This is a genomic window from Pseudomonas gingeri (genome assembly GCF_013386165.1).
Lineage (GTDB): Bacteria > Pseudomonadota > Gammaproteobacteria > Pseudomonadales > Pseudomonadaceae > Aquipseudomonas > Aquipseudomonas gingeri_C.
Genome location: NZ_JACAOS010000015.1, coordinates 334,566 through 358,482 on the forward strand (window position 1 = coordinate 334,566; position 23,917 = coordinate 358,482).

Annotated in this window: 21 protein-coding genes; 12 read left to right on the forward strand and 9 right to left on the reverse strand. The window is 61.5% G+C overall.

Annotation, left to right across the window (positions count from 1 at the left end; all coding sequences use genetic code 11):
* Positions 1–113: 113 nt before the first annotated feature.
* Both HX866_RS14190 and phnX read left to right on the forward strand, forming a co-directional pair.
* Positions 114–1,238 carry a 2-aminoethylphosphonate--pyruvate transaminase gene (locus tag HX866_RS14190; RefSeq protein ID WP_177140016.1) on the forward strand — a complete coding sequence of 375 codons (1,125 nt, stop codon included), beginning with the start codon at positions 114–116 and terminating at the stop codon, positions 1,236–1,238.
* A 124-nt stretch (positions 1,239–1,362) separates the two neighbouring features.
* The gene (phnX, locus tag HX866_RS14195; protein ID WP_177092372.1) at positions 1,363–2,190 is read left to right on the forward strand and encodes a phosphonoacetaldehyde hydrolase; all 828 of its coding nucleotides are present in this window, start codon (positions 1,363–1,365) and stop codon (positions 2,188–2,190) included.
* Between the two features lie 26 nt (positions 2,191–2,216).
* On the opposite strand, the gene HX866_RS14200 is transcribed toward phnX, so the two are convergent.
* Entirely contained in the window at positions 2,217–3,320 is a 1,104-nt protein-coding gene (locus HX866_RS14200; RefSeq protein WP_177092373.1) for a DUF2855 family protein, read from the reverse strand.
* Positions 3,321–3,373: 53 nt separating this feature from the next.
* Here HX866_RS14200 and HX866_RS14205 point away from each other — a divergent pair, with 53 nt between their 5' ends.
* Positions 3,374–4,036 carry a TetR/AcrR family transcriptional regulator gene (locus tag HX866_RS14205; protein ID WP_177092374.1) on the forward strand — a complete coding sequence of 221 codons (663 nt, stop codon included), beginning with the start codon at positions 3,374–3,376 and terminating at the stop codon, positions 4,034–4,036.
* Here the strand turns inward: HX866_RS14205 and HX866_RS14210 are convergent.
* Positions 4,033–4,593, reverse strand: coding sequence for an NADPH-dependent FMN reductase (locus HX866_RS14210; RefSeq protein ID WP_177092375.1), 561 nt, complete (start codon positions 4,591–4,593; stop codon positions 4,033–4,035). The two genes, HX866_RS14205 and HX866_RS14210, sit on opposite strands and share 4 nt — an antisense overlap.
* A gap of 217 nt (positions 4,594–4,810) precedes the next feature.
* Between HX866_RS14210 and HX866_RS14215 the strand changes: the two genes are divergently transcribed.
* On the forward strand, positions 4,811–5,050 hold the full coding sequence (locus HX866_RS14215) for a hypothetical protein (RefSeq protein WP_177092376.1): 240 nt from the start codon (positions 4,811–4,813) through the stop codon (positions 5,048–5,050).
* Between the two features lie 100 nt (positions 5,051–5,150).
* The gene (locus HX866_RS14220; RefSeq protein ID WP_177092377.1) at positions 5,151–6,041 is read left to right on the forward strand and encodes a LysR family transcriptional regulator; all 891 of its coding nucleotides are present in this window, start codon (positions 5,151–5,153) and stop codon (positions 6,039–6,041) included.
* Positions 6,042–6,048: 7 nt separating this feature from the next.
* Here the strand turns inward: HX866_RS14220 and HX866_RS14225 are convergent, their stop codons facing one another.
* From HX866_RS14225 to HX866_RS14240, 4 genes are all read right to left on the reverse strand, one after another.
* A complete protein-coding gene (locus tag HX866_RS14225; protein ID WP_177092378.1) occupies positions 6,049–6,621 on the reverse strand; it encodes a GNAT family N-acetyltransferase in 573 nt (190 codons plus the stop codon).
* Positions 6,622–6,783: 162 nt separating this feature from the next.
* On the reverse strand, positions 6,784–7,539 hold the full coding sequence (dnaQ, locus tag HX866_RS14230) for a DNA polymerase III subunit epsilon (protein ID WP_177092379.1): 756 nt from the start codon (positions 7,537–7,539) through the stop codon (positions 6,784–6,786).
* On the reverse strand, positions 7,532–7,984 hold the full coding sequence (gene rnhA / locus HX866_RS14235; RefSeq protein WP_177140017.1) for a ribonuclease HI: 453 nt from the start codon (positions 7,982–7,984) through the stop codon (positions 7,532–7,534). The genes dnaQ and rnhA overlap by 8 nt, the downstream gene beginning before the upstream one ends.
* Positions 7,985–8,078: 94 nt before the next feature.
* Entirely contained in the window at positions 8,079–8,837 is a 759-nt protein-coding gene (locus tag HX866_RS14240; RefSeq protein ID WP_121138404.1) for a methyltransferase domain-containing protein, read from the reverse strand.
* A 74-nt stretch (positions 8,838–8,911) separates the two neighbouring features.
* Here HX866_RS14240 and gloB point away from each other — a divergent pair, with 74 nt between their 5' ends.
* From gloB to HX866_RS14275, 7 genes are all read left to right on the forward strand, one after another.
* Positions 8,912–9,691, forward strand: coding sequence for a hydroxyacylglutathione hydrolase (gene gloB / locus HX866_RS14245; protein ID WP_177140018.1), 780 nt, complete (start codon positions 8,912–8,914; stop codon positions 9,689–9,691).
* A 98-nt stretch (positions 9,692–9,789) separates the two neighbouring features.
* Positions 9,790–11,196 carry a transglycosylase SLT domain-containing protein gene (locus tag HX866_RS14250; RefSeq protein WP_177092382.1) on the forward strand — a complete coding sequence of 469 codons (1,407 nt, stop codon included), beginning with the start codon at positions 9,790–9,792 and terminating at the stop codon, positions 11,194–11,196.
* 212 nt (positions 11,197–11,408) lie between these two features.
* Entirely contained in the window at positions 11,409–13,241 is a 1,833-nt protein-coding gene (locus HX866_RS14255; protein WP_177092383.1) for an extracellular solute-binding protein, read from the forward strand.
* Positions 13,238–15,079 (forward strand): extracellular solute-binding protein, encoded by a 1,842-nt coding sequence (locus tag HX866_RS14260; RefSeq protein ID WP_177140019.1) that lies wholly within the window; start codon positions 13,238–13,240, stop codon positions 15,077–15,079. The genes HX866_RS14255 and HX866_RS14260 overlap by 4 nt, the downstream gene beginning before the upstream one ends.
* Position 15,080: 1 nt before the next feature.
* Positions 15,081–16,154 (forward strand): microcin C ABC transporter permease YejB, encoded by a 1,074-nt coding sequence (locus HX866_RS14265; RefSeq protein ID WP_177092385.1) that lies wholly within the window; start codon positions 15,081–15,083, stop codon positions 16,152–16,154.
* Position 16,155: 1 nt separating this feature from the next.
* Positions 16,156–17,175 (forward strand): ABC transporter permease, encoded by a 1,020-nt coding sequence (locus tag HX866_RS14270; protein ID WP_177092386.1) that lies wholly within the window; start codon positions 16,156–16,158, stop codon positions 17,173–17,175.
* 1 nt (position 17,176) lies between these two features.
* Complete coding sequence (locus tag HX866_RS14275) at positions 17,177–18,790, forward strand: ABC transporter ATP-binding protein (RefSeq protein WP_177092387.1); 1,614 nt, start codon at positions 17,177–17,179, stop codon at positions 18,788–18,790.
* Positions 18,791–18,887: 97 nt separating this feature from the next.
* On the opposite strand, the gene HX866_RS14280 is transcribed toward HX866_RS14275, so the two are convergent.
* From HX866_RS14280 to lon, 3 genes are all read right to left on the reverse strand, one after another.
* Positions 18,888–20,747, reverse strand: coding sequence for a SurA N-terminal domain-containing protein (locus tag HX866_RS14280; RefSeq protein ID WP_177092388.1), 1,860 nt, complete (start codon positions 20,745–20,747; stop codon positions 18,888–18,890).
* A 241-nt stretch (positions 20,748–20,988) separates the two neighbouring features.
* Positions 20,989–21,261 carry an HU family DNA-binding protein gene (locus HX866_RS14285; protein ID WP_002552737.1) on the reverse strand — a complete coding sequence of 91 codons (273 nt, stop codon included), beginning with the start codon at positions 21,259–21,261 and terminating at the stop codon, positions 20,989–20,991.
* A gap of 149 nt (positions 21,262–21,410) precedes the next feature.
* Complete coding sequence (gene lon, locus HX866_RS14290; protein WP_177092389.1) at positions 21,411–23,807, reverse strand: endopeptidase La; 2,397 nt, start codon at positions 23,805–23,807, stop codon at positions 21,411–21,413.
* Positions 23,808–23,917: the final 110 nt, after the last annotated feature.

Genomic DNA, 23,917 nt, shown 5'->3' on the forward strand with positions numbered 1-23,917 from the left:
GACTATCGGCCTCACTGATGGCTCGCATAACAACAAACAATTTGATTGATGGCAAGTCAAACGGCAACTTATGCCCTGTATCCCGTCAACGATCCCCACCGCGAGAAACCCGCATGCGTACTGCCGCTCCCGTCCTGCTCACCCCAGGTCCACTGACCACTTCGGCCCGCACTCGCCAGGCGATGAGCCAGGACTGGGGTTCCTGGGACGAGGGCTTCAACCAGCTGACCGCCAGCCTGTGCGAACAACTGCTGGCAATCCTCAACGGCGCCGACAGCCATCACTGCGTGCCCTTGCAAGGCAGCGGCACCTTTGCCGTGGAGGCCGCCATCGGCACCCTGGTGCCACGGGACGGCAAAGTGCTGGTGCTGATCAATGGCGCCTATGGCCAGCGCCTGGCGAAAATCTGTGAAGTCCTGGGTTGTTCATTCAGTACCTTCGAAACCGCCGAGGATCAGCCCACCATCGCCGCCGATGTCGAGCGCCTGTTACAGGCTGACCCGGGCGTCAGCCATGTCGCGCTGATCCACTGTGAAACCAGCACCGGCATCCTCAATCCGTTGGTGGAGATCGCCGAGGTGGTCGCTCGTCACGGTAAACGGCTGATCATCGATGCCATGAGCTCGTTTGGCGCCCTGCCCATCGATGCCCGCCAGGTGCCATTCGATGCGCTGATCGCCGCTTCCGGCAAATGCCTGGAGGGCGTACCGGGGATGGGCTTTGTATTTGCCCGCAAGGAAGCCCTGGCCGCAGCCGCCGGCAATTCCCATTCGCTGGCGCTGGATCTGCACGATCAGCACGCCTATATGGCCAGGACCGGCCAATGGCGCTTCACCCCGCCGACCCATGTGGTCGCGGCGCTGCACGAAGCGCTGTTGCAGTACCACGAGGAAGGCGGCCTGCCCGCTCGCCTCGGCCGCTATGTCGATAACTGCCAGGTGCTGCTGGCGGAAATGGCCCGGCTGGGCCTGCGCAGCTTTCTGCCGGCAGCGATCCAGGCACCGATCATCGTCACCTTTCATGCACCGAAAGATCCGCGCTACCAGTTCAAGGCGTTCTACGAACGGGTCAAGGCCAAGGGCTTCATTCTTTATCCGGGAAAATTGACCCAGGTCGAGACGTTTCGCGTGGGCTGTATCGGCCAGGTCGGACGCGACGATATGCAGGCGGCGGTTGCGGCTATCGCCGAGGTCCTGAGGGAAATGGAAGTGCTGGAACCTATAGCCCATCGACTGTAGGAGCTGGCTTGCCAGCGATAGCGCCCTGAAGAGCGCTGCAGGGCGCAAGGGCCTCATCGCCAGCAAGCCGGCTCCTACAAGATCTGCATTCCAACTTTTACTATCGTATTCAAGGCTGACTGACATGAACTACCGCAACCCCACCCAACTGCAAGCGGCGATCCTCGACTGGGCCGGCACCGTTGTCGATTTCGGCTCGTTCGCCCCAACCCAGATCTTCGTCGAAGCCTTCGCCGAATTCGACGTGCAGGTCTCCATCGAAGAAGCCCGCAGCCCGATGGGCATGGGCAAGTGGGACCATATCCGCACGCTGTGCGACCAACCGGCGATCACCGAACGCTACCGCAAGGCGTTCGGCCGCGCGCCGAGCGATGACGACGTCACCGCCATCTACGAGCGCTTCATGCCCTTGCAGATCGAGAAGATCGCCGAACACTCGGCACTGATTCCCGGCGCCCTGGAGACCATCAGCGCACTGCGCCAGCAGGGACTGAAGATCGGTTCGTGCTCGGGCTACCCGGCACGGGTCATGGAAAAGGTCGTGGCCCTGGCCGCCAGCAATGGTTATGTCGCCGATCACGTGGTGGCCACCGATGAGGTGCCGAACGGTCGTCCCTGGCCGGCCCAGGCCCTGGCCAATGTGATTGCCCTGGGCATCGACGATGTCGCCGCCTGCGTCAAGGTCGATGACACCGTACCGGGGATCCTCGAAGGTCGCCGGGCCGGGATGTGGACCGTTGCCCTGGTCTGTTCCGGCAATGCACTGGGGCTGACCTACGAACAATACCGCGCCCTCGACCGGACCACCCTGGACGCCGAGCGCCAGCGTATCCACCAGCTGTTCGCCGGTTCCCGGCCGCACTACCTGGTCGACACGCTCAACGACCTGCCGCAGGTGATCGCCGATATCAACCAGCGCCTGGCGAAGGGTGAAATGCCCCAGGGCGATTGATCGCGATACCTGCCAGGCCCGGGGTTTCAGAGCTTGATGATATTGCCCTGGGCCGGCGGCACCTGCCCGTGATAGAGCCGTGAGACCAATTGCTCGGCCGCGGCGTAACCCTCACCGACCACCACCTCAAGCAGCGGCGTCGGCCCGGCACTCACCTCCTGGTAGAACCGCAACAGACCCTCGCCGATGTACTGGCTCACCCGCTCCGGGCCCCATTCGGCGTTACGCTTGCGGATCTGGATCGGGGCAAAGAAGAACACCGGCTGCGGCCCTTCGATAGCCGTGAGTTGCGCCTCGCCCGTGGTTTGCGCGGAGCCGGCGAAACAGCTGTAGAGCAACTGCCGGCCCAGGTGCTGATGCACCCGGTCACGCAGCGCCAGGTCACCGGAAAAATCCACATACAGGGTCGGCTGATCGGCTTCCAGCTGGTCCAATTCGTCATAGGCCAAGGTCTGTTCATAACAGCCCAGTTCGGCGACAAACCCTCGGTTGGACGCGGACGTCAGGGCCACGCGGGTCAGTTCGGAACGGCCTTCCAGGCACACCGCCGTCCCAAAGGCGGTCTTGCTCGACGCACTGGAAAACACCAGGCGCGTAGCGCCGAAGAACTGGTTGTCCTGGAGGAAGTCGGCGAGCATCGCCGACGTCAGGAACAACGGCTTGAGCAGGATCTGCAGATCCTCGCTATCCGCACGGTAATAAGGGTCCCAACTGCAACGGGTGTACTGGTTATAGGCCGAGGTCAGGTCCTTGCGGTGTTCTGCGCCATCATAAAAGCCCCGCTCGGTCACCCGCTGCGGTTTCATCCACAGATGACTGGCCAGAGGAAAATAACCGTAGAAGCGCTCCCCCTCCGTCACCCCGTCGACATTCGACACCAGCACATCGGCAAAGCCCCAGACCGGTATATGCCCCCACTCCGCCTCCCCGGTAGGAAAAAAGCCCCAGTAGTTCATCGAGTCGCCATAGGCGGCGTAGGTGATGTTGTTGGTGGTCAGGGCGCAGCGTTCGATCTTGAGGATCGCCTCGCCCGGGCCGGCCACCAGGGCCCGTTCCTGCACTTCGATGCGGCTCTGGTCGAGGCCGTTCTTGCGGGTGATCAGTCGTGTTACCGTGCTGGCACTTGGCATAATCAGACTCCTCTCTGCGACGATTGCGGGTGGAACCAGCTTAATGGCAGACCATGAAGAACGGGTTCGGAAACACCGGCAAGCCGGCTGCACACAGCCTCAAGTCCCGCGCCAAGCCGCTCAAGCGGCCCAGCCAGGCCCGGGCCATATTCACCGTCGAGGCCATTTACGAGGCCTTTGTTCGGATTTGGCAACGCAGCGGCTGGCCCGCCCTGACCACCCGTGCGGTGGCCCTGGAAGCCGGGGTGGCCATCGGTACGCTGTACGATTACTTCCCGAGCAAGGCTGCGCTGCTGTCCGGTTATGTGCGCCATAGCGTCGAGCGCCTGCTGCGCCAACTCGATGAGCAGGTGATCCAGGCCGAGGGCCTGGACTGGCCGACGCGGGTCGAACGGCTGGTGCACCTCAGCGGTCATCCGGCAGGCGCGGACCAGCCGTTGTTCGATTACCCGCTGCTGATGCTCGAGCACCAGATCGCCGAGCCCAAGCACCATCAACGGGTATTCCAGGAGCTGTCGCAGAAATGGCGGGAGGCCTTCGACGCCTGCACCGACCTCGCCCCCCGACCTTTGCAGGAAAGCATTGATGCCTGGCTGGTACTGGTCTGGGGTGGGCGGCGCTACTGCATCACTGCGCAGCTATCGCCGACGCAGATTGATGCCTGGTTGAAGGAAACCCAGGGGCTGATCCGTCAGCGCCTGGAAAATCCGCCCTAGACCTTCCTGTTGCGTTCAACCCATTGCCCGTAGGCATTGATAAAGCTTTGCAGGAAGGGTTTGACCGACTCCGACAAGTGGCCGGCCTCGTCGAACGCACTGCCTGCACCGCCCAGATACGCTTCCGGCTGTTGCATGCAGGGTACGTCGAGGAACACCAGGGACTGGCGCAGATGGTGATTGGCGCCAAAACCACCGATCGCCCCCGGCGAAGCACTGATCACCGCGCCCGGCTTGCCGCTCCAGACACTCTTGCCATAAGGCCGCGAGCCGACGTCGATGGCATTTTTCAGAACCCCGGGCACCGAACGGTTGTATTCCGGGGTGACAAACAGCACGGCGTCGGTGGCCCTGACTTGCTCGCGAAAAGCCTTGTAGGCGGCCGGTGGCTCGTCGACATCGAGGTCCTCGCTGTACAGGGGCAAATCGCCAATCTCGACGATTTTCAGCTTCAGGTTCGCCGGTGCCAGTGCGGCCAGGGCCTGGGCGACCTTGCGGTTGATGGAGTGTTTTCTCAAGCTGCCGACCAGGACAGCGACCGTATAGACGTTGCTCATGAGCACTCTCGACTATCTGGGCTAGGGAACATTAGTTATAGATGATCGGGCGCCCTTGTCCCGACGATTTTTCCCCGTCAGTCCACTGCTTTCCCCATCGATGCCCTGGAGCCTGTAGAGTAGAGCGACTATTTTTTCCAACACGCAAAACTTCCCCCGCCAAACAACGGTCTACTGAGCCGCAAATCGGGTGTTCATTTCCAGAGGTTCTAAACAGATGGCCGCAGTACTCGTCGGACAATTTCATGCCAGGGATGCGGAAGGCCGCGTCTATTCCGTGCATGAATTCCAGGAATCCACGCCTCCAGCCGAAGGCCTGGCCGGCACGGAGCCTGTCACCACCTACAAACTGGCCATTGGCGATCGCGTCAATAAAATCGACGACCATTCCTTCCAACTGGTTCAATCCGGGATCACGCTCACCCGTGAACCCGAAACCTCGACCGCGGCTTCCTGACCTGGGACAACAGGTACAGGTAGCCACCTGAAGTCATGTGCGCAGACTTGAGTTAGGATCAGTCCACTGACCTCCTCCCGGCTGGACACGGACTTCAAGCATGCGTTTACGCCATATCGAAGTAATCCAGGCCCTTCTGCAGACCGGCAACCTCGGCACCGCTGCCGAGTTGCTGCAACTGCCCACGGCCACCGTCAGCGCTACTCTGCAGGATGCCGAGCAGCAGCTGGGGTTTCTGCTGTTCGCCAGCGTACGCGGGCGGATGCAGGCGACCCGTGAAACCCGCGAGTTGCAACCCCTGCTCCACCGCCTCTACGCGGAGGTGGAACCGCTACGACGACTGGCCGGCAGCCTGCGCCAGCATCAGGACCCCGCCTTGCGGGTCGTCTGCACACCGACCCTGGCCCAGCAACTGTTGCCCCAAAGTTTGGCAGCCTTGCGCCGACGCTTTCGCGAAACCCCCTGCACCCTCGCCAGCCAGCACACCCGCGAGATCGTTCGCGACCTGTTGCTCAGGGAGGTCGAGCTGGGCCTGAGCCTGCACAATCCCGATCATCCACAGATCCATGCCGAGGCCCTGGCCGAAGGAAAACTGCAATTGCTGGCACCCCACGGCTGGCTGCAACCCAAACAGAAGTACATCGCCCTGCAGGAGCTGGCTGGGCAAGCGATGGTCGGCCTGGAGCAGCAGGACACCTTGAGCCTGATGCTCGACGGCAAGCTGCAGGCCCTGCGACCGGCGCCACAGGTACAGACCCGGGTACAGACCTACCAGATGATGCGCAGCATGGTCGAAGCCGGTGAAGGGCTGGCGATTGTCGATCCATTCACCGCCGTCGGGGCCAGGGCCGGCGGGCTGGATGTCTGCCCGTTGTCACCGGCTATTGGTGTCACCCTGTACGCCCTGACGCTCAAGGAGCGTGAGCCGGGCGCCGCCTTGAAGGCCCTGCTGGAAATCATCGGCGAGAAAGCCAGCGCGATGCTGCTCTGAGCCCCCCTCAGGGCTGCCCGGCAAACAACAGGTACCAGAAGACCGCCACCTCCGCGGTCTGCGCATCGATCCCGCGATAACGCAGATGATCGATCCCGCCCAGTACATAACCGCAACGTTCGTAGAGGCGACAGGCCCCCAGGTTGTTGTTCTGGGTTTCCAGCATGACCCCCGGCAGGTTTTTCTTGTGGCTCCAGAAGCGCACCACATCCAGCAGCGCCCGGGCCACCCCGTGACGACGCGCCGAGGCGTCGACCGCCAGCTCGTCGACATGGGCAAAACCGTTCCAGTTGGTGCTGACCACCACATGGCCCACGGCGCGGCCGTCCAGATAGGCCATGAAGATTTCGCTGTCCACCGCCGCGCGATAGCTAGCGAACTCCTCGGGGTCGATGCCATAACACTTGCGATAGGGCGCCACCGGTACCAGCGGCCATTGATCGACCCGCTTGCCGATTTCGGCCAGGCCATGGGCCTTGACCTGAAAGCTGAAATCGCTGCCCCAGATGTACTCGGAGAAACCAGCGTCAGCCACACGGACCGTTACCTCGGGATACTTCGGGTTCGTGACTAAATGCATTGGGCCAATCATCCTCAAGCCTTGATGTCACGGTGCACGATCGGAAGGGAAAACGTCGAGTGACTGCCCGTGGGACATCCAATCCCCGAACAGTGGACTTCGCTGCACCGGCTCCTTCAGCTTAGAAGGTCAATCGCCGGTACACAAAAGATCATCTGCGCCTCAGTGGCGTTGCGCGTCGGCCTCGGCCAGCTGGGTCCAGAGCGCCGGGGCGCCGGCGGACTTGGCAATGGCCTCGAGGCGTACGAGGTGTTCGGCCAGGTCGCTTTCACTGGCGCGAATGATTCGCGCCGGCTGGCGATCGGCCGGCAAGCGACGGATTTCGCTGGCCTGGTTGCCCGAACCGGCACCGGAACCGTTGCCATCGGTGGCGTTACCGGCCAGGGACAGGCTGGTCTGGCCACCGGTCATGGTCAGGTAGACGTCGGCGAGAATCTCCGAGTCGAGCAAGGCGCCGTGCAGTTCGCGGCCGGAGTTGTCGACATCGTAGCGCTTGCACAACGCATCGAGGCTGTTGCGCTGCCCCGGGTGACGCTCCCGGGCCATCATCAGGGTGTCGAGGATGGTGCAGTGGCGAGTGATATCCGCACGGTCCTGCTGACCGATCAAGGCAAATTCGTTGTTGATGAACCCCACGTCGAACGCCGCGTTGTGGATGATCAGCTGGGCGCCCTTGATGAACTCGAAGAACTCCTCGGCCACCTCGGCAAAACGCGGCTTGCCCACCAGGAATTCGTTGGTGATGCCGTGGACGCCGATGGCGCCTTCATCACTTTCGCGGTCCGGTTGCAGGTAAACGTGAAAATGCCGGCCGGTGAGGCGGCGGCCGATCAGTTCGACGCAACCGATCTCGACGATCCGGTGGCCGTCGGTGACCGGCATACCGGTGGTTTCGGTATCGAGCACCACGCTACGCATGTTTGATCCCCCGTATTTCATCCACGCCACGGTTGGCCAACTGGTCGGCACGCTCGTTGCCGTGATGGCCGATATGCCCGCGGACCCACTTCCACTTCACCGTGTGTCGGCTGACCTGCTCGTCGAGCAGTTGCCACAGGTCGGCGTTTTTCACCGGTTCCTTGGCCGCGGTCTTCCACCCGCGCTTCTTCCAGTTGACCATCCACTCGGTGATGCCTTTCATCACGTACTGGGAGTCGGTCACCAGCAAGACGTCGCAGGGACGCTTGAGTTCTTCGAGGCCACGAATCGCCCCCATCAACTCCATGCGGTTGTTGGTGGTGTTGGGCTCGCCGCCCCAGAGTTCTTTCTCGACGCCCTTGCAGACCAGCAAGGCGCCCCAGCCGCCGGGGCCTGGATTGCCTTTGCAGGCACCGTCGGTGAAGAGTTCAACAGTATCGCTCATTACAACCTTTCCATCGAAAATGACCCCGTGGCGCGCCGATAACTGACCGACGCATCCAGGGCCGAGCAGGCTCGACCCTCAAGGAAAAAAATGCCTACTCTTCGCTTTGCCGCCGGTTGACCTTGGCCATCGGCAGCGGTACCAGCTTGCCGACCGGCTCGCGGCGCACCTGGCGCACGGGCCGCAGGCCGACCACGATCTTGCGCGCGACCAATAGATAGAAGCCGCCACCCGCCAGCTGCCAGCCACCGGCGACCCGCTCCCAGCCCGCCAGCCGGGCTTGCCAGGCGGCCGACGCCAGCGGCGGACGATAGCACCCGAAGCGGCGTTTCTCCAGCGCAAAGCCCAGCAGGTTGAGCCAGTCGGCGACCCGCGAGGGGGAAATGCAGCGGGCCTTGCGCAGCGCGTCATGGGCGAAGACATGACGCAACCCCCAGGCGCTCCAGGGGTTGATACCGAGGATCAGCAGGTGCCCGCCGGGACGCACGGCGGCGGCGGCCTCACGCAGCAGGCCATGGGGCGACAGGCAGAAATCCAGGCCGTGCTGCAACACCACCACATCGGCGGCATGCTCACTCAGCGGCCAGGCCTGCTCCTCGCAGACGATCTCCACCCCCGGCAGCGGCGCGCCGAGACGCACGTTGCGGCGCACCTGCCCGGCCTGGGGCGGATTCTCGGCCGACGGACCGTAATGCACCAGGTAGCCGCCGAAATAACGCCCCAGCTCGTCCTCGAGCATGCGCCGTTCCTCGTCGAGCAGCAGTTGCCCCAGGGGGCCGGACAGCCAGTCACGGGCCGCGCTGATCAGTGCCAACCAGTCAGGATCAGCCTGAGCGAACGCTTTATCGGTCATTGCCTTCTCCAACTCGCCACAAATGCTTTACAAGCACTAAGATGCGCCATTGTTTTGCGCTTGGGAATTGCACCATGATACAGATCGACGCGCTGCCCGCCTTCACCGACAACTACATCTGGTTGTTACAAGATACCGTCCGCCGCCGTTGCGCCGTGGTCGACCCGGGCGATGCCGCGCCAGTGCTGGCCTGGCTGGAGCAGCATCCGGGCTGGCAGCTCGAGGACATCCTGGTGACCCATCACCACCACGACCATGTCGGCGGTGTCGAGCGCCTGAAACAGGCCAGCGGCGCCCGTGTGCTCGGTCCGGCCGGCGAGAACATCCCGGCCCGCGACCTGGCGTTGAACGACAATGACAGCGTCACGGTACTGGGCCTGGCCTTCCAGGTGTTCGCCGTACCCGGTCATACCCTGGGGCATATCGCCTTCTACCATGACGATGGCACTCGACCGCTGCTGTTCTGTGGCGACACGCTGTTTGCCGCCGGTTGCGGTCGCCTGTTCGAGGGCACGCCGGAGCAGATGCACCATTCCCTGAGCCGACTGGCGGCACTGCCGGCGCACACGGGCGTCTACTGCACCCACGAATACACCTTGAGCAACCTGCGCTTTGCCCAGGCGGTCGAGCCGCATAACCCGGACATTGCCAAACGGGTGGAGCAGGTCAGCCAATGGCGGGCCGAGGGACGCATCAGCCTGCCGTCGAACCTGGCCCTGGAGTTGAAGACCAACCCGTTCCTGCGTGTCGGTGAAACATCTGTTAAAGAAAAAGCAGACGAACGGAATGGTCTTGATAACACCTCGCCGAGTGAGGTTTTTGCGGCCCTGCGCCGCTGGAAAGACAGCTTCTGAGAGCGGTGCGGTCAGCGTCAAAAATCAGAATGGTTGACCGCACCCTGAGCGCTTTCTAGAATCGCCCGACATTTTCGCCCGGAACTCACTTCCAGCCAATGTCGTCATCCAACCGAAAACCCATCAATTCAGACGCATTGACGCGATTGGCTCAAGCTATCGCCGTGGCTGTGTCCGCCACGCTGGCGGGCTGTTCAGGCTTTCATCACCCCTCGGACAGCACCAACGAACCGACCCCGAACCTCAGCGCCCGGATCAAGCAAAAACCGATCTGGCTCAGCGAAAAAGCCAAGCCCACGCATCCACAGGACGTCTGGGAGCGCATGCGCCAGGGCTTCCAGCTGCAAGATGGCCTGGGTGTGAACCCGCGCGTCGAACAACAGCGCCTGTGGTTTGCCAGCAACCCTTCGTTCCTGGAAAACGCCAGTTCCCGTGGCAGCCTCTACATTCATTACATCGTCGAGCGCCTGGAAGAACGCAACATGCCGCTGGAGCTGGCGCTGTTGCCGGTGATCGAAAGCGCCTACAACCCGATGGCCTATTCCCGTGCCGATGCCGTCGGCCTGTGGCAGTTCATTCCGTCCACCGGGCGTTATTTCAACCTGCGCCAGGACCGTTTCTACGACGGGCGCAAGGACATCACCGCCTCGACCATCGCGGCCATGAACTACCTGACCCGCTTGCACGACATGTTCAACGGCGACTGGTTGCTCGCCCTGGCGGCCTACAATGCCGGCGAAGGCACGGTCAGCCGGGCCATCGAGCGCAATGAGAAGCTCGGCCTGCCCACCGACTACTGGAACCTGCCGCTGCCCCAGGAAACCCGCGACTACGTGCCCAAACTGTTGGCCCTGTCGCAGGTGGTCATGTCCCCCGAGGCCTACGGCGTGAACCTGAGCCCGATCGCCAACGAACCCTATTTCGCCACCGTCGAAATCAACCAGCCGATGGACCTCAGCCGGGTCGCGGCCCTGGCCGAGATCGACGAAGACGAAATGATCCAGCTCAACCCGGCGTTCAAGCAGAAAGCCACGATGGACGGCCCGCAGCACCTGCTGGTGCCCAGCTCCAAGGCGCAACTGCTGACCGCCAGCCTATCGCGGATGAACCCCGAAGAGCTGATCAGCCTGCGGCCGAAGAAGCCAGTGTTCGAATCCCTCGCCGGCAACTCGCCGACACGCCTGACCCGCCGCTACAAGGTGAGGAACGGCGACAACCTGACCTCGATCGCCAAGGCCAACCGGGTCGACGTGAAGGACCTGCAACACTGGAACAAGCTGTCCGGGCACCATCTCAAAGTCGGCCAGACCCTGGTCATGCAGGACAACGTCAAGGCCGCGGCCAGCAAGAAGGCCGCCACCACCTACAAGGTGCAGAAAGGCGATTCGCTGTATATCGTCGCCAAGCGTTTCAACGTCGAGATGCAGCACCTCAAGCGTCTGAACCCGCGCACCGGCCAGGCACTCAAGCCAGGGCAGATCCTCACGGTTGCCCAGCCGCGCTGATCACCATCAGCTTCGAAAACACCACCGCCCCCCTGTAGGAGCCGGCTTGCCGGCGATGAGGCCTGAAAGGCCTGTCGCGACTGTCCCAGCGCCATCGCCGGCAAGCCGGCTCCCCCAGGGGTTGTGTGTCTTCAAGGGTGTCTTTTTCCACCCGATACAAGCTGTTAAGGTACTGGCCCTATAGCCCAAGCCGCCTGGATCGGATCTCTGCCTTGACGCGTCCCCTCCTCCTGCTGCTCATCAGCCTGGCCTTGAGCTCTCCCGCAAGCGCGACGATCAGCGAAAGCCATGGTTATGCGCAGTTCGGCACGCTCAAGTACCCCGCCAGGTTCACCCACTTCGACTGGGTCAACCCCGACGCTCCCAAAGGCGGCACCTTGCGGGTGATGGCGTTCGGCACCTTCGACACCCTCAATCCCTATACCTTCAAGGGCACCAGCCCGGTCAGCACGGCGAACTTCCTGCAATACGGTGTCAACGAGCTCAACGCCACGTTGATGGCCGGCACCGGCCAGTACGCGCCCTCGGGGGATGAGCCAAACGCCAGCTATGGCCTGATCGCCCAGTCCGTGGAATACAGCGAGGACCGCAGTTGGGTGGTCTTCAACCTGCGTCCCGAAGCGCGCTTTCACGACGGCACGCCGATTACCGCCTACGACGTGGCCTTTTCCTACCGCCTGTTGCTCAAGGAAGGCCATCCGCAATACCGCACCAGCCTGCAGGAAGTGGCGCGGGTCGACGTGCTCAATCCCCTGCGGATCCGCTTCGTCTTCAAGCGCTCGGGCAATCCGTTGCTGATCCTGCGCCTGGGTGAACTGCCGGTGCTGGCGCAACACTACTGGCAAGGTCGCGACTTCACCGCCACCACCTTCGAACCGCCACTGGGCAGCGGCCCCTATCGCATCAGCAAGGTGCAACCGGGGCGCCAGCTGGTCTTTGAACGGGTGCGGGACTGGTGGGGCGAAAACCTGCCGGTCAATCGCGGCAAGTACAATTTCGACCGCGTCGAAGTGGAGTTCTATCGCGACAGCGACGTTGCCTTCGAAGCCTTCAAAGCCGGTGAGTTCGATATCTATATCGAACACCAGGCCAAAAACTGGGCCAACGGCTACCACTTCCCCGCCGTTGATCGGGGCGAAGTGATCCAGGCGCAAATCCCCCACCGGATCCCGACCCAGACCCAGGGCCTGTTCATGAACAGCCGCCGCGCCAGCTTCGCCCAGGACAAGGTACGCGAAGCCATGGGCCTGATGTTCGACTTCGAATGGACCAACCGCACGCTGTTCGGCGGCGCCTACCAGCGGGCCATGAGTTTCTATCCCAACAGCGAGTTCTCCGCCAGCGGCGTTCCGGCCGGCCAGGAATGGTTGCTGCTGGCGCCTTATCGCGAACAACTGCCGACCCGGCTGTTCAGCGAAGCGTTCAGCCTGCCGCAGACCGAGGGTCGCGGGATCCCCCGGGACACCCTGCGTCGCGCCCTCGCCCTGCTCGGTGAAGCCGGCTGGAAACTCGACGGCCAGCGCCTGCTGAACAAGAACGGGCAGCCTCTGCGCTTTGAAATACTGCTGGTCAATCCGAACCTGGAACGGATCCTCCAGCCCTACGTCGAAAACCTCGCGAGCATAGGTATAGACGCCCGCTTGCGAACAGTGGATCGTGCCCAGTACAAACAACGTCTCGACCAGTTCGATTTCGACATGATCCTGATGACCCTGGACCAGAACCTCAGCCCGGGGCTCGAGCAGTGGCAGTACTTCCACTCCAGCCAGGCCGGCGTCAAGGGCAGCAAGAATTACGCAGGGGTCGCCAGCCCGGTGGTCGACCACCTGCTCGACGCCCTGCTGGCGGCCCACACCCGCGACGAGCAACTGGCCGCCGGTCGCGCCCTCGACCGGGTCCTGCTTTGGCAACACATCATGATTCCCAACTGGTACCTTGACTATCATCGCCTGGCCTACCGCAACCGGTTCGCCTTCGTCACTACGCCGCCGTACACCCTGGGACTGAGTGCCTGGTGGATGAAAGCTTCGGAGAAAGCCCAATGATGTTTTCGCGTGTCCTGTTCCTGCCCGTCAGCGGCCTGCTGTTCAGCGCCCTGGCGGGCCTTGCGGCAGCCGCTCCGCAACATGCCTTGACGCTCTACAACGAGCCGCCGAAATATCCGGCCGACTTCCAGCATGTCGACTTCGTCAACCCTGACGCGCCCAAGGGTGGCACCTTCCGTCAGTCGTCCATGGGCGGTTTCGACAGCCTCAACCCGTTTATCACCAAGGGCGTGCCGGCCGACGGTCTCGACCTGATCTACGACACGCTGATGCGCCAGGGCCTCGATGAACCCTTCACCGAATACGGCCTGGTGGCGGAAAAAATCGAAAGGGCTCCGGACAACAGCTGGGTACGCTTCTACCTGCGTCCCGAGGCACGTTTCCATGACGGCCACCCAATGCGCGCCGAAGACGTGGTGTTCAGCTTCCAGACCCTGATGAAGGATGGCGCGCCGCTGTATCGGACTTACTACGCCGACGTCGACGAGGTCATCGCCGAAGACCCGCTGCGGGTGCTGTTCAAGTTCAAGCGCACCACCAACCGTGAACTGCCGCTGATCCTCGGCCAGTTGCCCGTCCTGCCCAAGCACTGGTGGGCCAATCGCGACTTCAGCAAGGGCAACCTGGAATTCCCCCTCGGCAGCGGGCCGTACAAACTGGCCGAGGTCAAGGCCGGGCGTTCGGTACGTTATGAGCGGGTCAAGGGCTACTGGGGCAAGGACCTGCCGATCAACCGCGGTTTCTACAACTTCGATGTCATGACCACGGATTACTACCGTGACAACACGGTGGCCCTGGAAGCCCTCAAGGCCGGACAGTTCGATTACTGGCTGGAGATCAGCGCGAAGAACTGGGCCAACGCCTACAACACCCCGGCGGTCGCCCAGGGTCGACTGATCAAGGAGCAGATCCCCAACCGCAATCCGACCGGCATGCAAGGCTTTATCTACAACCTGCGCAAACCGATGTTCCAGGATATCCGCGTGCGCGAGGCCTTGAGCCTGCTGTTCGACTTCGAGTGGACCAACAAGCAGTTGTTCAACGGTGCCTATCAGCGCACCCGCAGTTACTTCGAAAACTCGGAAATGGCCGCCACCGGCCTGCCGGACGCCGCGCAGCTGGCGATCCTCGAACCGCTGCGGGGCAAGATTCCCGAGCAAGTCTTCACCCAGGCCTTCGAACCCTCGGTGTGCGACGCCAGCGGCATGATTCGCCCGCAACAGCGCCGTGCCTACCAGCTTTTGCAGGCGGCCGGCTGGCACATCGTCGACGACAAGATGGTCGACGCCCAGGGCAAACCCGTGAGCATCGAGTTCCTGTTGGCCCAGACCGAATTCGAACGGGTGCTGCTGCCGTTCAAACGTAACCTCGCCGACCTTGGCATTGACCTGGTGATTCGCCGAGTGGACGTCTCCCAGTACATCAACCGCCTGCGCTCACGGGACTTCGACATGGTCGTCGGCAGCTTCCCGCAGTCCAGTTCACCGGGTAACGAGCAACGGGAATTCTGGAAATCTTCCAGCGCCGACAAACCCGGCAGCCGCAACCTCCTGGGCCTCAAGGACCCGGCGGTGGATACACTGGTGGAAGCGCTGATCGACTCCGACTCGCGGCAGAGCCTGGTGGAACATGCCCGTGCCCTCGACCGGGTGCTGCAATGGGGTTTCTACGTGATTCCCAACTGGCACATCAACACCTGGCGCGTGGCCTACTGGGACCATATCGGCCACCCGAAAGTCTCGCCGGCCTACGATGTCGGCCTCTACACCTGGTGGATCAAGCCAGATGCCAAACCGGCGGTATCGCTGAAAACCGACAGCACGAGCGCGGAGCAATAAGATGCTGGCCTATATTTTTCGCCGACTGCTACTGATCATCCCGACCCTGTTCGGCATCCTGCTGATCAACTTCGTGATCATCCAGGCCGCGCCCGGCGGCCCGGTGGAACAGATGATCGCCAAGATCGAGGGCTTCGAAGGCGCCACCAGCCGGATCGCCGGCGGCGGCGCGGAAGTCTCGGTGGCCGGTTCCAGCTATCGCGGCGCCCAGGGCCTGGACCCGGCCCTGATCAAGGAAATCGAACACATGTACGGCTTCGACAAATCGGCGCCGGAACGCTTGTGGATCATGATCAAGAACTACGCGACCCTGGACTTCGGCAACAGCTTCTTTCGCGATGCCAAGGTCGTCGACCTGATCAAGGAAAAGATGCCGGTGTCGATTTCCCTCGGGCTCTGGAGCACCTTGATCATGTACCTGGTCTCGATCCCCCTGGGCATCGCCAAGGCCACCCGCCACGGCAGTCATTTCGACGTCTGGACCAGTTCGGCGATCATCGTCGGTTATGCGATTCCGGCTTTCCTGTTCGCGATCCTGCTGATCGTGGTGTTCGCCGGCGGCAGCTACCTGAACTGGTTCCCCCTGCGCGGCCTGACCTCGAACAACTTCGATCAGTTGAGCTTGGGCGGCAAGATCCTCGACTATTTCTGGCACCTGGCGCTGCCGGTCACCGCCCTGGTCATCGGCAACTTTGCCACCATGACCCTGCTGACCAAGAACAGCTTCCTCGATGAAATCAACAAACAATACGTGGTCACGGCCAAGGCCAAGGGCCTGACCCAGCGCCGCGTGCTCTATGGCCATGTGTTCCGCAACGCCATGCTGCTGGTCATCGCCGGCTTCCCCTCGGCCTTCATCGGCATCTTCTTCACCGGCTCGCTGCTGGTGGAAGTGATCTTCTCCCTCGACGGCCTGGGCCTGATGAGTTTCGAAGCGGCGATCAATCGCGACTATCCGATCGTCTTCGGCACCCTGTTCATCTTCACCCTGCTGGGGCTGGTGGTGAAACTGATCGGCGACATTACCTACACCCTGGTCGACCCACGAATCGACTTCGAACATCGGGAGCATTGAGATGCAGTTATCCCCCCTCAATCGCCGACGTTTCGAAAGATTCAAGGCCAACAAGCGCGGCTGGTGGTCGCTGTGGCTGTTCTTGGTACTGTTCGGCCTGAGCCTCGGCGCCGAGCTGATCGCCAACGACAAACCCTTGCTGGTGCACTACGACGGCGGTTGGTATTTCCCGGCCCTCAAGCGGTATCCGGAAACAACGTTCGGCGGTGAATTCCCGATGGAGGCCAACTACAAGAGCCCCTATATCCGCGAACTGCTCAAGGCCAAGGACGCCTGGACCCTGTGGGCGCCGATTCCGTTCAGCTATCAGAGCATCAACTACGACCTGCGCGTCCCGGCCCCGGCCCCGCCTTCGGCGGACAACCTGCTGGGCACCGACGACCAGGGCCGCGATGTGCTCGCCCGGGTGATCTACGGCTTCCGCATCTCGGTGCTGTTCGCCCTGACCCTGACCGTGCTCAGCTCCATCATCGGCGTGATCGCCGGCGCCCTGCAGGGCTTCTATGGCGGCTGGGTCGACCTGGCCGGCCAGCGTTTCCTGGAGATCTGGTCGGGGCTGCCGGTGCTCTACCTGCTGATCATCCTCGCCAGCTTCGTCCAGCCGAACTTCTGGTGGCTGCTGGGCATCATGCTGCTGTTTTCCTGGATGAGCCTGGTGGACGTGGTGCGCGCCGAATTCCTCCGTGGGCGCAACCTGGAATATGTCCGCGCGGCGCGGGCCCTGGGCATGCAGAACGGCGCGATCATGTTCCGCCATATCCTGCCCAACGCCATGGTCTCGACCATGACCTTCATGCCGTTCATCCTCACCGGCGCCATCGGCACCCTGACCGCCCTGGACTTCCTCGGCTTCGGCCTGCCCGCCGGCTCGCCGTCCCTGGGCGAACTGGTGGCCCAGGGCAAATCCAACCTCCAGGCGCCCTGGCTGGGCATGAGCGCGTTCGCCGTGCTGGCCTTGATGCTCAGCCTGCTGGTGTTTATCGGCGAGTCCGCTCGCGATGCCTTCGACCCGAGGAAGTAACATGAATCAGGACAATCTGATCGAAGTGCACGACCTCTCGGTGGAGTTCGTGGTCGGCGACCACCGCCAGCGGGTGGTGGAAAACATCAGCTTCGATATCCGCCGTGGCGAAACCCTGGCCCTGGTCGGCGAAAGCGGTTCGGGTAAATCGGTCACCGCGCACTCGATCCTGCGCCTGCTGCCCTACCCCCTGGCCCATCACCCCAGCGGAACGATCCTGTATTCCGGACAGGACCTGCTGACCCAGAAAGAAAAGACCATCCGCCATATCCGCGGCAATCGCATCGCGATGATCTTCCAGGAGCCGATGACCTCGCTGAACCCGCTGCACTCCATTGGGCAGCAGATCAACGAGGTGCTCGGCATCCACAAGGGACTGACCGGCAAGGTCGCCACACGGCGCACCCTGGAGCTGCTGGAGCTGGTGGGCATCAGCGAGCCCCATAAACGCCTCAAGGCCCTCCCACACGAGCTCTCAGGCGGCCAGCGCCAGCGCGTGATGATCGCCATGGCCCTGGCCAATGAGCCGGAGTTGCTGATCGCCGACGAACCGACCACCGCACTCGACGTGACGGTGCAGTTGAAGATCCTCGAATTGCTCAAGGAGTTACAGGCCCGCCTGGGCATGGCCCTGCTGCTGATCAGCCACGACCTCAACCTGGTGCGCCAGATCGCCCATCGGGTGTGCGTCATGCAACGCGGTCGGATCGTCGAGCAGGCCGACTGCGAAGCCTTGTTCCAGGCCCCGCAACACCCCTACACCTGCGAACTGCTCAGTGCCGAACCCCGTGGCGAGCCGGCCTTGACCCAGGTCGGTGAGCCGCTGCTGGAGGTCGACGACCTCAAGGTCTGGTTCCCGATCAAGAAAGGCCTGCTGCGCAGCACCGTGGACCATGTGAAGGCCGTGGATGGCATTCACTTCAGCCTGCCCCGGGGCCAGACCCTGGGCATCGTCGGCGAAAGCGGCTCGGGCAAGTCCACCCTGGGGCTGGCGATCCTGCGGTTGATCGGCAGCCAGGGCGATATCCGTTTCGAAGGCCAAGCATTGAGCGACCTGTCGCAGAAACAGGTGCGACCGTTGCGCCGGGAAATGCAGGTGGTGTTCCAGGACCCGTTCGGCAGCCTCAGCCCGCGCATGTGCGTCAGCCAGATCGTCGGCGAAGGCTTGCGCATCCACAAGATCGGCACCGAACAAGAGCAGGAAGCGGCCATCATCGCGGCACTGAAAGAAGTCGGCCTCGACCCGGAAACCCGCAACCGCTACCCCCACGAGTTCTCCGGTGGGCAGCGCCAACGCATCGCCATTGCCCGGGCCCTGGTGCTCAAACCGGCGTTGATCCTGCTGGATGAACCGACCTCGGCCCTCGATCGCACGGTGCAACGCCAGGTCGTCGAGCTGCTGCGCTCGTTGCAGATCAAGTACAACCTGACCTATCTGTTCATCAGCCATGACCTGGCAGTGGTAAAAGCGCTGAGCCATCAGCTGATGGTGGTCAAGCATGGCAAAGCGGTCGAACAAGGTGACGCGAAGGACATCTTTGCCGCACCGCAACATCCTTATACAAAGAAGTTGCTGGAGGCGGCTTTCCTGGTCCCCGGGACGAGCTCTGCGTAAGGGCGTCGAACGGCGGTTTGCTGTTCTGCGAAGATAAAAAAAGACCGCTCAATGAGCGGTCTTTTTTATGCAGCCAGTGTTGGCCGTATCAAGGGCTTCAGAAGCGCTTGATATCCGCCTGACCTTCCAACTGCTTGCGGTACGCCGCGAAGTCCTGCTGACCAGCACGGGACGCGAGGAAGCGACGATAAGACGCCTTCTCTTCATCGCTTGGCGCCGCGCCTTCGTTCACGCCGTTCAGACGCACCAGCACCAGGCTACCATCGGCCAGGGTGACGGTATTGAAGGTTGGCTTGTCCTTGGCTTCCGGCTTGGGCATGCGGAACAGTGCTTGCAGCACCGCCGGATCGACCCCTTCCTGAGCACGGGTGACGGCTTCCTGGGTTTTCCAGGTCTGGCCGGCCGGCAACGCCTTGCCTTCACGCAGGCTGGCGATCAATTCGTCAGCCTTGACCTTGGCCGCCGCCGTAGCGTGCTCCTTGGTCAATTGCTTGCGAATCGCCCCATCCACGCTCGCCAGTGGCAGTTGCTCTGGCTTGAGGTGTTCCTTGGCACGCAACACGATGACGGTGTCGGGGTCCAGGTCGATGGCGCTGCTGTTGGAACCTTCATTCAGCACTTCCGGGCTGAACGCCGCGGTGACCACGGCACGGTTGGCCGCGACACCTGGACCACCTTCACGCCCGAACGGTGCCGAAGTCTGCACCTTCAGGTTCAGGTCCTGAGCCGGTTGGGCCAGGTCGGAGGCTTCGAACGAAGCGTCTTCGAGCTGCTTGGTTGCCTCGACAAAACGCTGCTCCACTTGCTGGGCTTTCAGCTCGTGGGTCAGCTTGTCCTTCAGGCTGGCGAAGGTTGGCACTTGCGGTGCCTCGACGCCCAGCAGCTTGATCAGGTGATAACCGAACTCGCTACGCACCGGTCCCGACACCTGGTCCTTGGTCAAGGCATACAGTGCCTTTTCAAAGGCAGGGTCATAGACACCAGGGCCGGCGAAGCCCAGGTCACCACCATGGCTGGCCGAACCCGGATCCTGGGAAAATTCCTTCGCCAGGGCGTCGAATTGCTCACCTTTGGCCAGGCGCTGCTGGATCTCTTCGATCTTCGCCTTGGCCTGGGCGTCGCTGACCTTGTCATTCACTTCGATCAGAATGTGCGCGGCACGACGCTGCTCGGCGAGGTTCGCGGTTTCTTTCTGATACTGCGCCTGCAGGTCTTCATCCTTGACGCTGACCTGGTCGAAGAACGAAGACTTCTTCAACTCCAGGTAATCGATGACCACCTGGTCCGGCGTCATGAATTCCTTGGCGTGCTTGTCGTAGTAGGCCTTGACCTCGTCATCGGTCAACTTGACCGCCGACAGATCGACCGGAACGTTCAGCGAAGCGAAATCGCGGGTCTGTTTTTCCAGACGAGCAAACGCCAGCACCTGGGCATCAGTGACGAAACCGCTGCCCGCCAGACCCGCACGGATCTGGCCGATCAGCATTTCCTGAGCCAGCATCTGGCGGAATTGCATGCGACCGTAACCCAGTTGACGAATCACCTGGTCAAAACGGTCGGAGCTGAACTTGCCGTCCACCTGGAACTCAGGCGTTTGCAGGATGACCTGGTCCAGGGCGCCCTCGGAGAAAGCGAATTTCGACTTCTCGGCACCTTGAAGCAGCAGCTTGCGGTCGATCAACCCTTTGAGGGCGGATTCGCGCAGCATTTTCTCATCCAGCATCGAGGCGTCGAAATCCTTGCCCAGCTGTTGCATGAGTTGGCGACGTTGCATGTCGACCGCCTGGCTCAGCTCGGTCTGGGTGATCTCGTCACCGTTGACCTTGGCCGCGTCCTGGCTAGTGGAGGTGGCCCTGAAAATGGCATCGAAACCAGTCAACGCCATCAATGCGACGATGACCCCGATGATGGTCTTGGCAATCCAGCCTTGTGAATTGTCCCTGATATTTTGCAGCATGCGTCCCCCAGAAACGGTTGAACTTCAATGTGGGCAACCGTGGAGCGTGGGTAGAATCCGGATAGAAGAAAGGCGCATCCGAGGATGCGCCTTCTCGTAACTGGCGGAACGGATGAGGGCTCGAATACGCGTCCCTCGGCGTGTCAGACCGGCCTTGAAAGGACCCTGGTCGAACGCTTCACCGCTCCGCGGCCAGATCAGGCAAGCGCCCGACCCGGATAGGCAAAGGCTTGAACGAATGTCAGTTGACGGCTTCTTTCAGTGCTTTACCGGCTTTGAAACCTGGCTTTTTAGCAGCAGCGATTTCCAGCGTCTTACCGGTCTGAGGGTTACGACCGATGCGAGCAGGACGGTCGGTCACGGAGAAAGTGCCGAAACCTACCAGTACAACAGAGTCGCCAGCCTTCAGAGCGCCAGTGACGGATTCGATGACTGCATCCAGCGCACGGCCAGCAGCAGCTTTCGGGATATCAGCGGATGCAGCGATAGCATCAATCAGTTCCGACTTGTTCACTCTAAGTCCCCTTATATCTATTGAGTATATTTCTAAGTTTTTTGGGTGAAAGCTAAACCTGTGCTGAATGGCCTACAGACACTTAAGAGCCGCTTTATAACAAGGGCTCTAAAAAGCTGTCAAGGAAGCCACCCAGGCTTGATCCGAACTTAATGCGTGCTGATTCTTTCCTTGGAATCGGAATCGCGCTTCTCATCCTTTGCGACGATCTCCGGAGCCACATCTGGCAAGGGCTCCGGCGCGTATTGCAGCGCAATTTGCAGGACCTCGTCAATCCATTTAACCGGTTTAATCTGAAGATCCTGCTTGATATTGTCAGGAATTTCCTTCAGATCGCGCACATTCTCTTCAGGAATGATGACGGTCTTGATCCCACCCCGATGTGCCGCCAGCAATTTTTCCTTCAAACCGCCAATGGCCAGTACCTGACCACGCAAGGTAATTTCACCGGTCATGGCCACGTCGGCACGCACAGGAATGCCAGTCAAGGCTGACACCAAGGCCGTACACATTCCTACACCAGCGCTAGGGCCGTCTTTCGGCGTCGCCCCTTCCGGCATATGGATATGGGTGTCGCGCTTCTCATGGAAGTCCAGGGGGATGCCCAGGCTCTTGGCGCGACTGCGAACCACGGTCAGCGCGGCAGTAATCGACTCGACCATCACATCGCCCAGGGAACCGGTCTTGATCAACTGGCCCTTGCCCGGTACCACGGCGGCTTCGATGGTCAACAGCTCGCCACCGACCTGGGTCCAGGCCAGGCCCGTGACCTGACCGATCTGATCCTGTTGCTCGGCCAGGCCGTAGCGGAATTTACGCACGCCGAGAAAATGCTCCAGCAGGTCGGAGGTGACCTTGACCGAGAAGCGTTTTTCCATGGCATGCTCTTTCACCGCCTTGCGGCAGACCTTGGCAATTTGCCGCTCCAGCCCACGCACACCGGCTTCGCGGGTGTAGTAGCGGATGATGTCGCGAATCGCCTCGACCTCGAACTCCAGCTCGCCTTTCTTCAGGCCATTGGCCTGGATCTGCTTGGGCGACAGGTACTTGGTGGCGATGTTGATCTTCTCGTCCTCGGTGTAACCCGGCAGGCGGATCACTTCCATCCGGTCCAGCAGCGCCGGCGGGATGTTCATCGAGTTGGAGGTACACAGGAACATGACATCGGACAGGTCGTAGTCAACTTCCAGGTAGTGGTCGTTGAAATTGTGGTTCTGTTCCGGGTCCAGCACCTCGAGCAAGGCCGAAGCCGGATCGCCCCGCATGTCGCTGCCCATCTTGTCGATTTCATCGAGCAGGAACAGCGGGTTGCGTACGCCGACCTTTGTCATTTTTTGTATCAATCTTCCTGGCATCGAACCGATGTAAGTCCGCCGATGTCCACGAATTTCAGCTTCGTCACGCACGCCGCCGAGGGCCATACGTACGAATTTTCGGTTAGTCGCGTGAGCAATCGACTCAGCCAGGGAAGTTTTACCTACCCCAGGAGGTCCGACCAGGCACAGTACCGGACCGCGGATCTTCTTCACGCGCTTCTGTACGGCGAGGTACTCGAGGATCCGTTCCTTGACTTCGTCCAGACCATAATGGTCCGCGTCGAGAATGTCTTCAGCCCGCGCCAGGTCAAGGCGGACCTTGCTCTGGGCCTTCCACGGCACCTGCACCAACCAGTCGAGGTAGGAACGCACCACGGTCGCTTCAGCGGACATCGGCGACATCTGCTTGAGCTTGTTCAACTCGGCCAGGGCCTTGGTCATGGCGTCTTTCGGCAGACCGGCGGCGTCGATGCGCTTTTTCAGCTCTTCGACTTCGTTATGGCCTTCGTCGCTGTCGCCCAGTTCCTTCTGAATGGCTTTCATTTGCTCATTCAGGTAGTACTCGCGCTGACTGCGCTCCATCTGCTTCTTGACGCGACCACGGATGCGTTTTTCGACCTGCAGCAGGTCGATTTCGGCGTCGAGCAGCGCCAGCACGTGTTCGACACGGGCCGACAGATCGACGATTTCAAGAATTTCCTGTTTCTGTTCGATCTTCAGGGCCATGTGCGCGGCCATGGTGTCGACCAGGCGGCTCGGCTCGTCGATGCTGTTCAAGGACGACAGCACTTCAGCCGGGACTTTCTTGCCCAACTGCACGTATTGCTCGAATTGCGCCAGCAGGCTGCGGACAAAAACTTCGGACTCACGGTCCGGGGCATCGACCTCTTCGATCAGCGCCACTTCGGCGCGGCAGTAGCCGTCGACCTCGCTGAAACGCTCCACGGTGCCGCGCTGCTCACCTTCGACCAGCACCTTGACGGTGCCGTCAGGCAATTTCAGCAATTGCAATACGGTAGCGACTGTACCTACGCGATACAGCGCATCTTCGCCCGGGTCATCATCGGCAGGATTACGTTGGGCCAACAGCAGGATCTGCTTGTCGCCCGTCATCGCTGCCTCGAGGGCTTCGATAGATTTCTCGCGCCCCACGAACAGCGGGATAACCATGTGCGGATACACCACGACATCGCGCAATGGCAGGAGAGGCAATTCGATGGTTGTCTTCATGATTTCGCCTCTACGGCGGCCGTACGGCCGGAAACAGATGGATAAGCTTGAAACCAAGATGGGGGCTTGTTCGGAAAAAAACAAGCGCCAAAAGAAAAGGGGCCCGAAGG

What these genes read in the sequence shown, in the direction of transcription:
- HX866_RS14250 (WP_177092382.1), top strand. Translation starts at nt 9,790, where the DNA reads ATGTCGTCATCCAACCGAAAACCCATCAATTCAGACGCATTGACGCGA.
- HX866_RS14225 (WP_177092378.1), bottom strand. Translation starts at nt 6,621, where the DNA reads ATGCATTTAGTCACGAACCCGAAGTATCCCGAGGTAACGGTCCGTGTG.
- HX866_RS14270 (WP_177092386.1), top strand. Translation starts at nt 16,156, where the DNA reads ATGCAGTTATCCCCCCTCAATCGCCGACGTTTCGAAAGATTCAAGGCC.
- HX866_RS14275 (WP_177092387.1), top strand. Translation starts at nt 17,177, where the DNA reads ATGAATCAGGACAATCTGATCGAAGTGCACGACCTCTCGGTGGAGTTC.
- HX866_RS14280 (WP_177092388.1), bottom strand. Translation starts at nt 20,747, where the DNA reads ATGCTGCAAAATATCAGGGACAATTCACAAGGCTGGATTGCCAAGACC.
- gloB (WP_177140018.1), top strand. Translation starts at nt 8,912, where the DNA reads ATGATACAGATCGACGCGCTGCCCGCCTTCACCGACAACTACATCTGG.
- HX866_RS14190 (WP_177140016.1), top strand. Translation starts at nt 114, where the DNA reads ATGCGTACTGCCGCTCCCGTCCTGCTCACCCCAGGTCCACTGACCACT.
- lon (WP_177092389.1), bottom strand. Translation starts at nt 23,807, where the DNA reads ATGAAGACAACCATCGAATTGCCTCTCCTGCCATTGCGCGATGTCGTG.
- dnaQ (WP_177092379.1), bottom strand. Translation starts at nt 7,539, where the DNA reads ATGCGTAGCGTGGTGCTCGATACCGAAACCACCGGTATGCCGGTCACC.
- HX866_RS14205 (WP_177092374.1), top strand. Translation starts at nt 3,374, where the DNA reads ATGAAGAACGGGTTCGGAAACACCGGCAAGCCGGCTGCACACAGCCTC.
- HX866_RS14200 (WP_177092373.1), bottom strand. Translation starts at nt 3,320, where the DNA reads ATGCCAAGTGCCAGCACGGTAACACGACTGATCACCCGCAAGAACGGC.
- HX866_RS14215 (WP_177092376.1), top strand. Translation starts at nt 4,811, where the DNA reads ATGGCCGCAGTACTCGTCGGACAATTTCATGCCAGGGATGCGGAAGGC.
- HX866_RS14260 (WP_177140019.1), top strand. Translation starts at nt 13,238, where the DNA reads ATGATGTTTTCGCGTGTCCTGTTCCTGCCCGTCAGCGGCCTGCTGTTC.
- phnX (WP_177092372.1), top strand. Translation starts at nt 1,363, where the DNA reads ATGAACTACCGCAACCCCACCCAACTGCAAGCGGCGATCCTCGACTGG.
- rnhA (WP_177140017.1), bottom strand. Translation starts at nt 7,984, where the DNA reads ATGAGCGATACTGTTGAACTCTTCACCGACGGTGCCTGCAAAGGCAAT.
- HX866_RS14240 (WP_121138404.1), bottom strand. Translation starts at nt 8,837, where the DNA reads ATGACCGATAAAGCGTTCGCTCAGGCTGATCCTGACTGGTTGGCACTG.
- HX866_RS14265 (WP_177092385.1), top strand. Translation starts at nt 15,081, where the DNA reads ATGCTGGCCTATATTTTTCGCCGACTGCTACTGATCATCCCGACCCTG.
- HX866_RS14210 (WP_177092375.1), bottom strand. Translation starts at nt 4,593, where the DNA reads ATGAGCAACGTCTATACGGTCGCTGTCCTGGTCGGCAGCTTGAGAAAA.
- HX866_RS14220 (WP_177092377.1), top strand. Translation starts at nt 5,151, where the DNA reads ATGCGTTTACGCCATATCGAAGTAATCCAGGCCCTTCTGCAGACCGGC.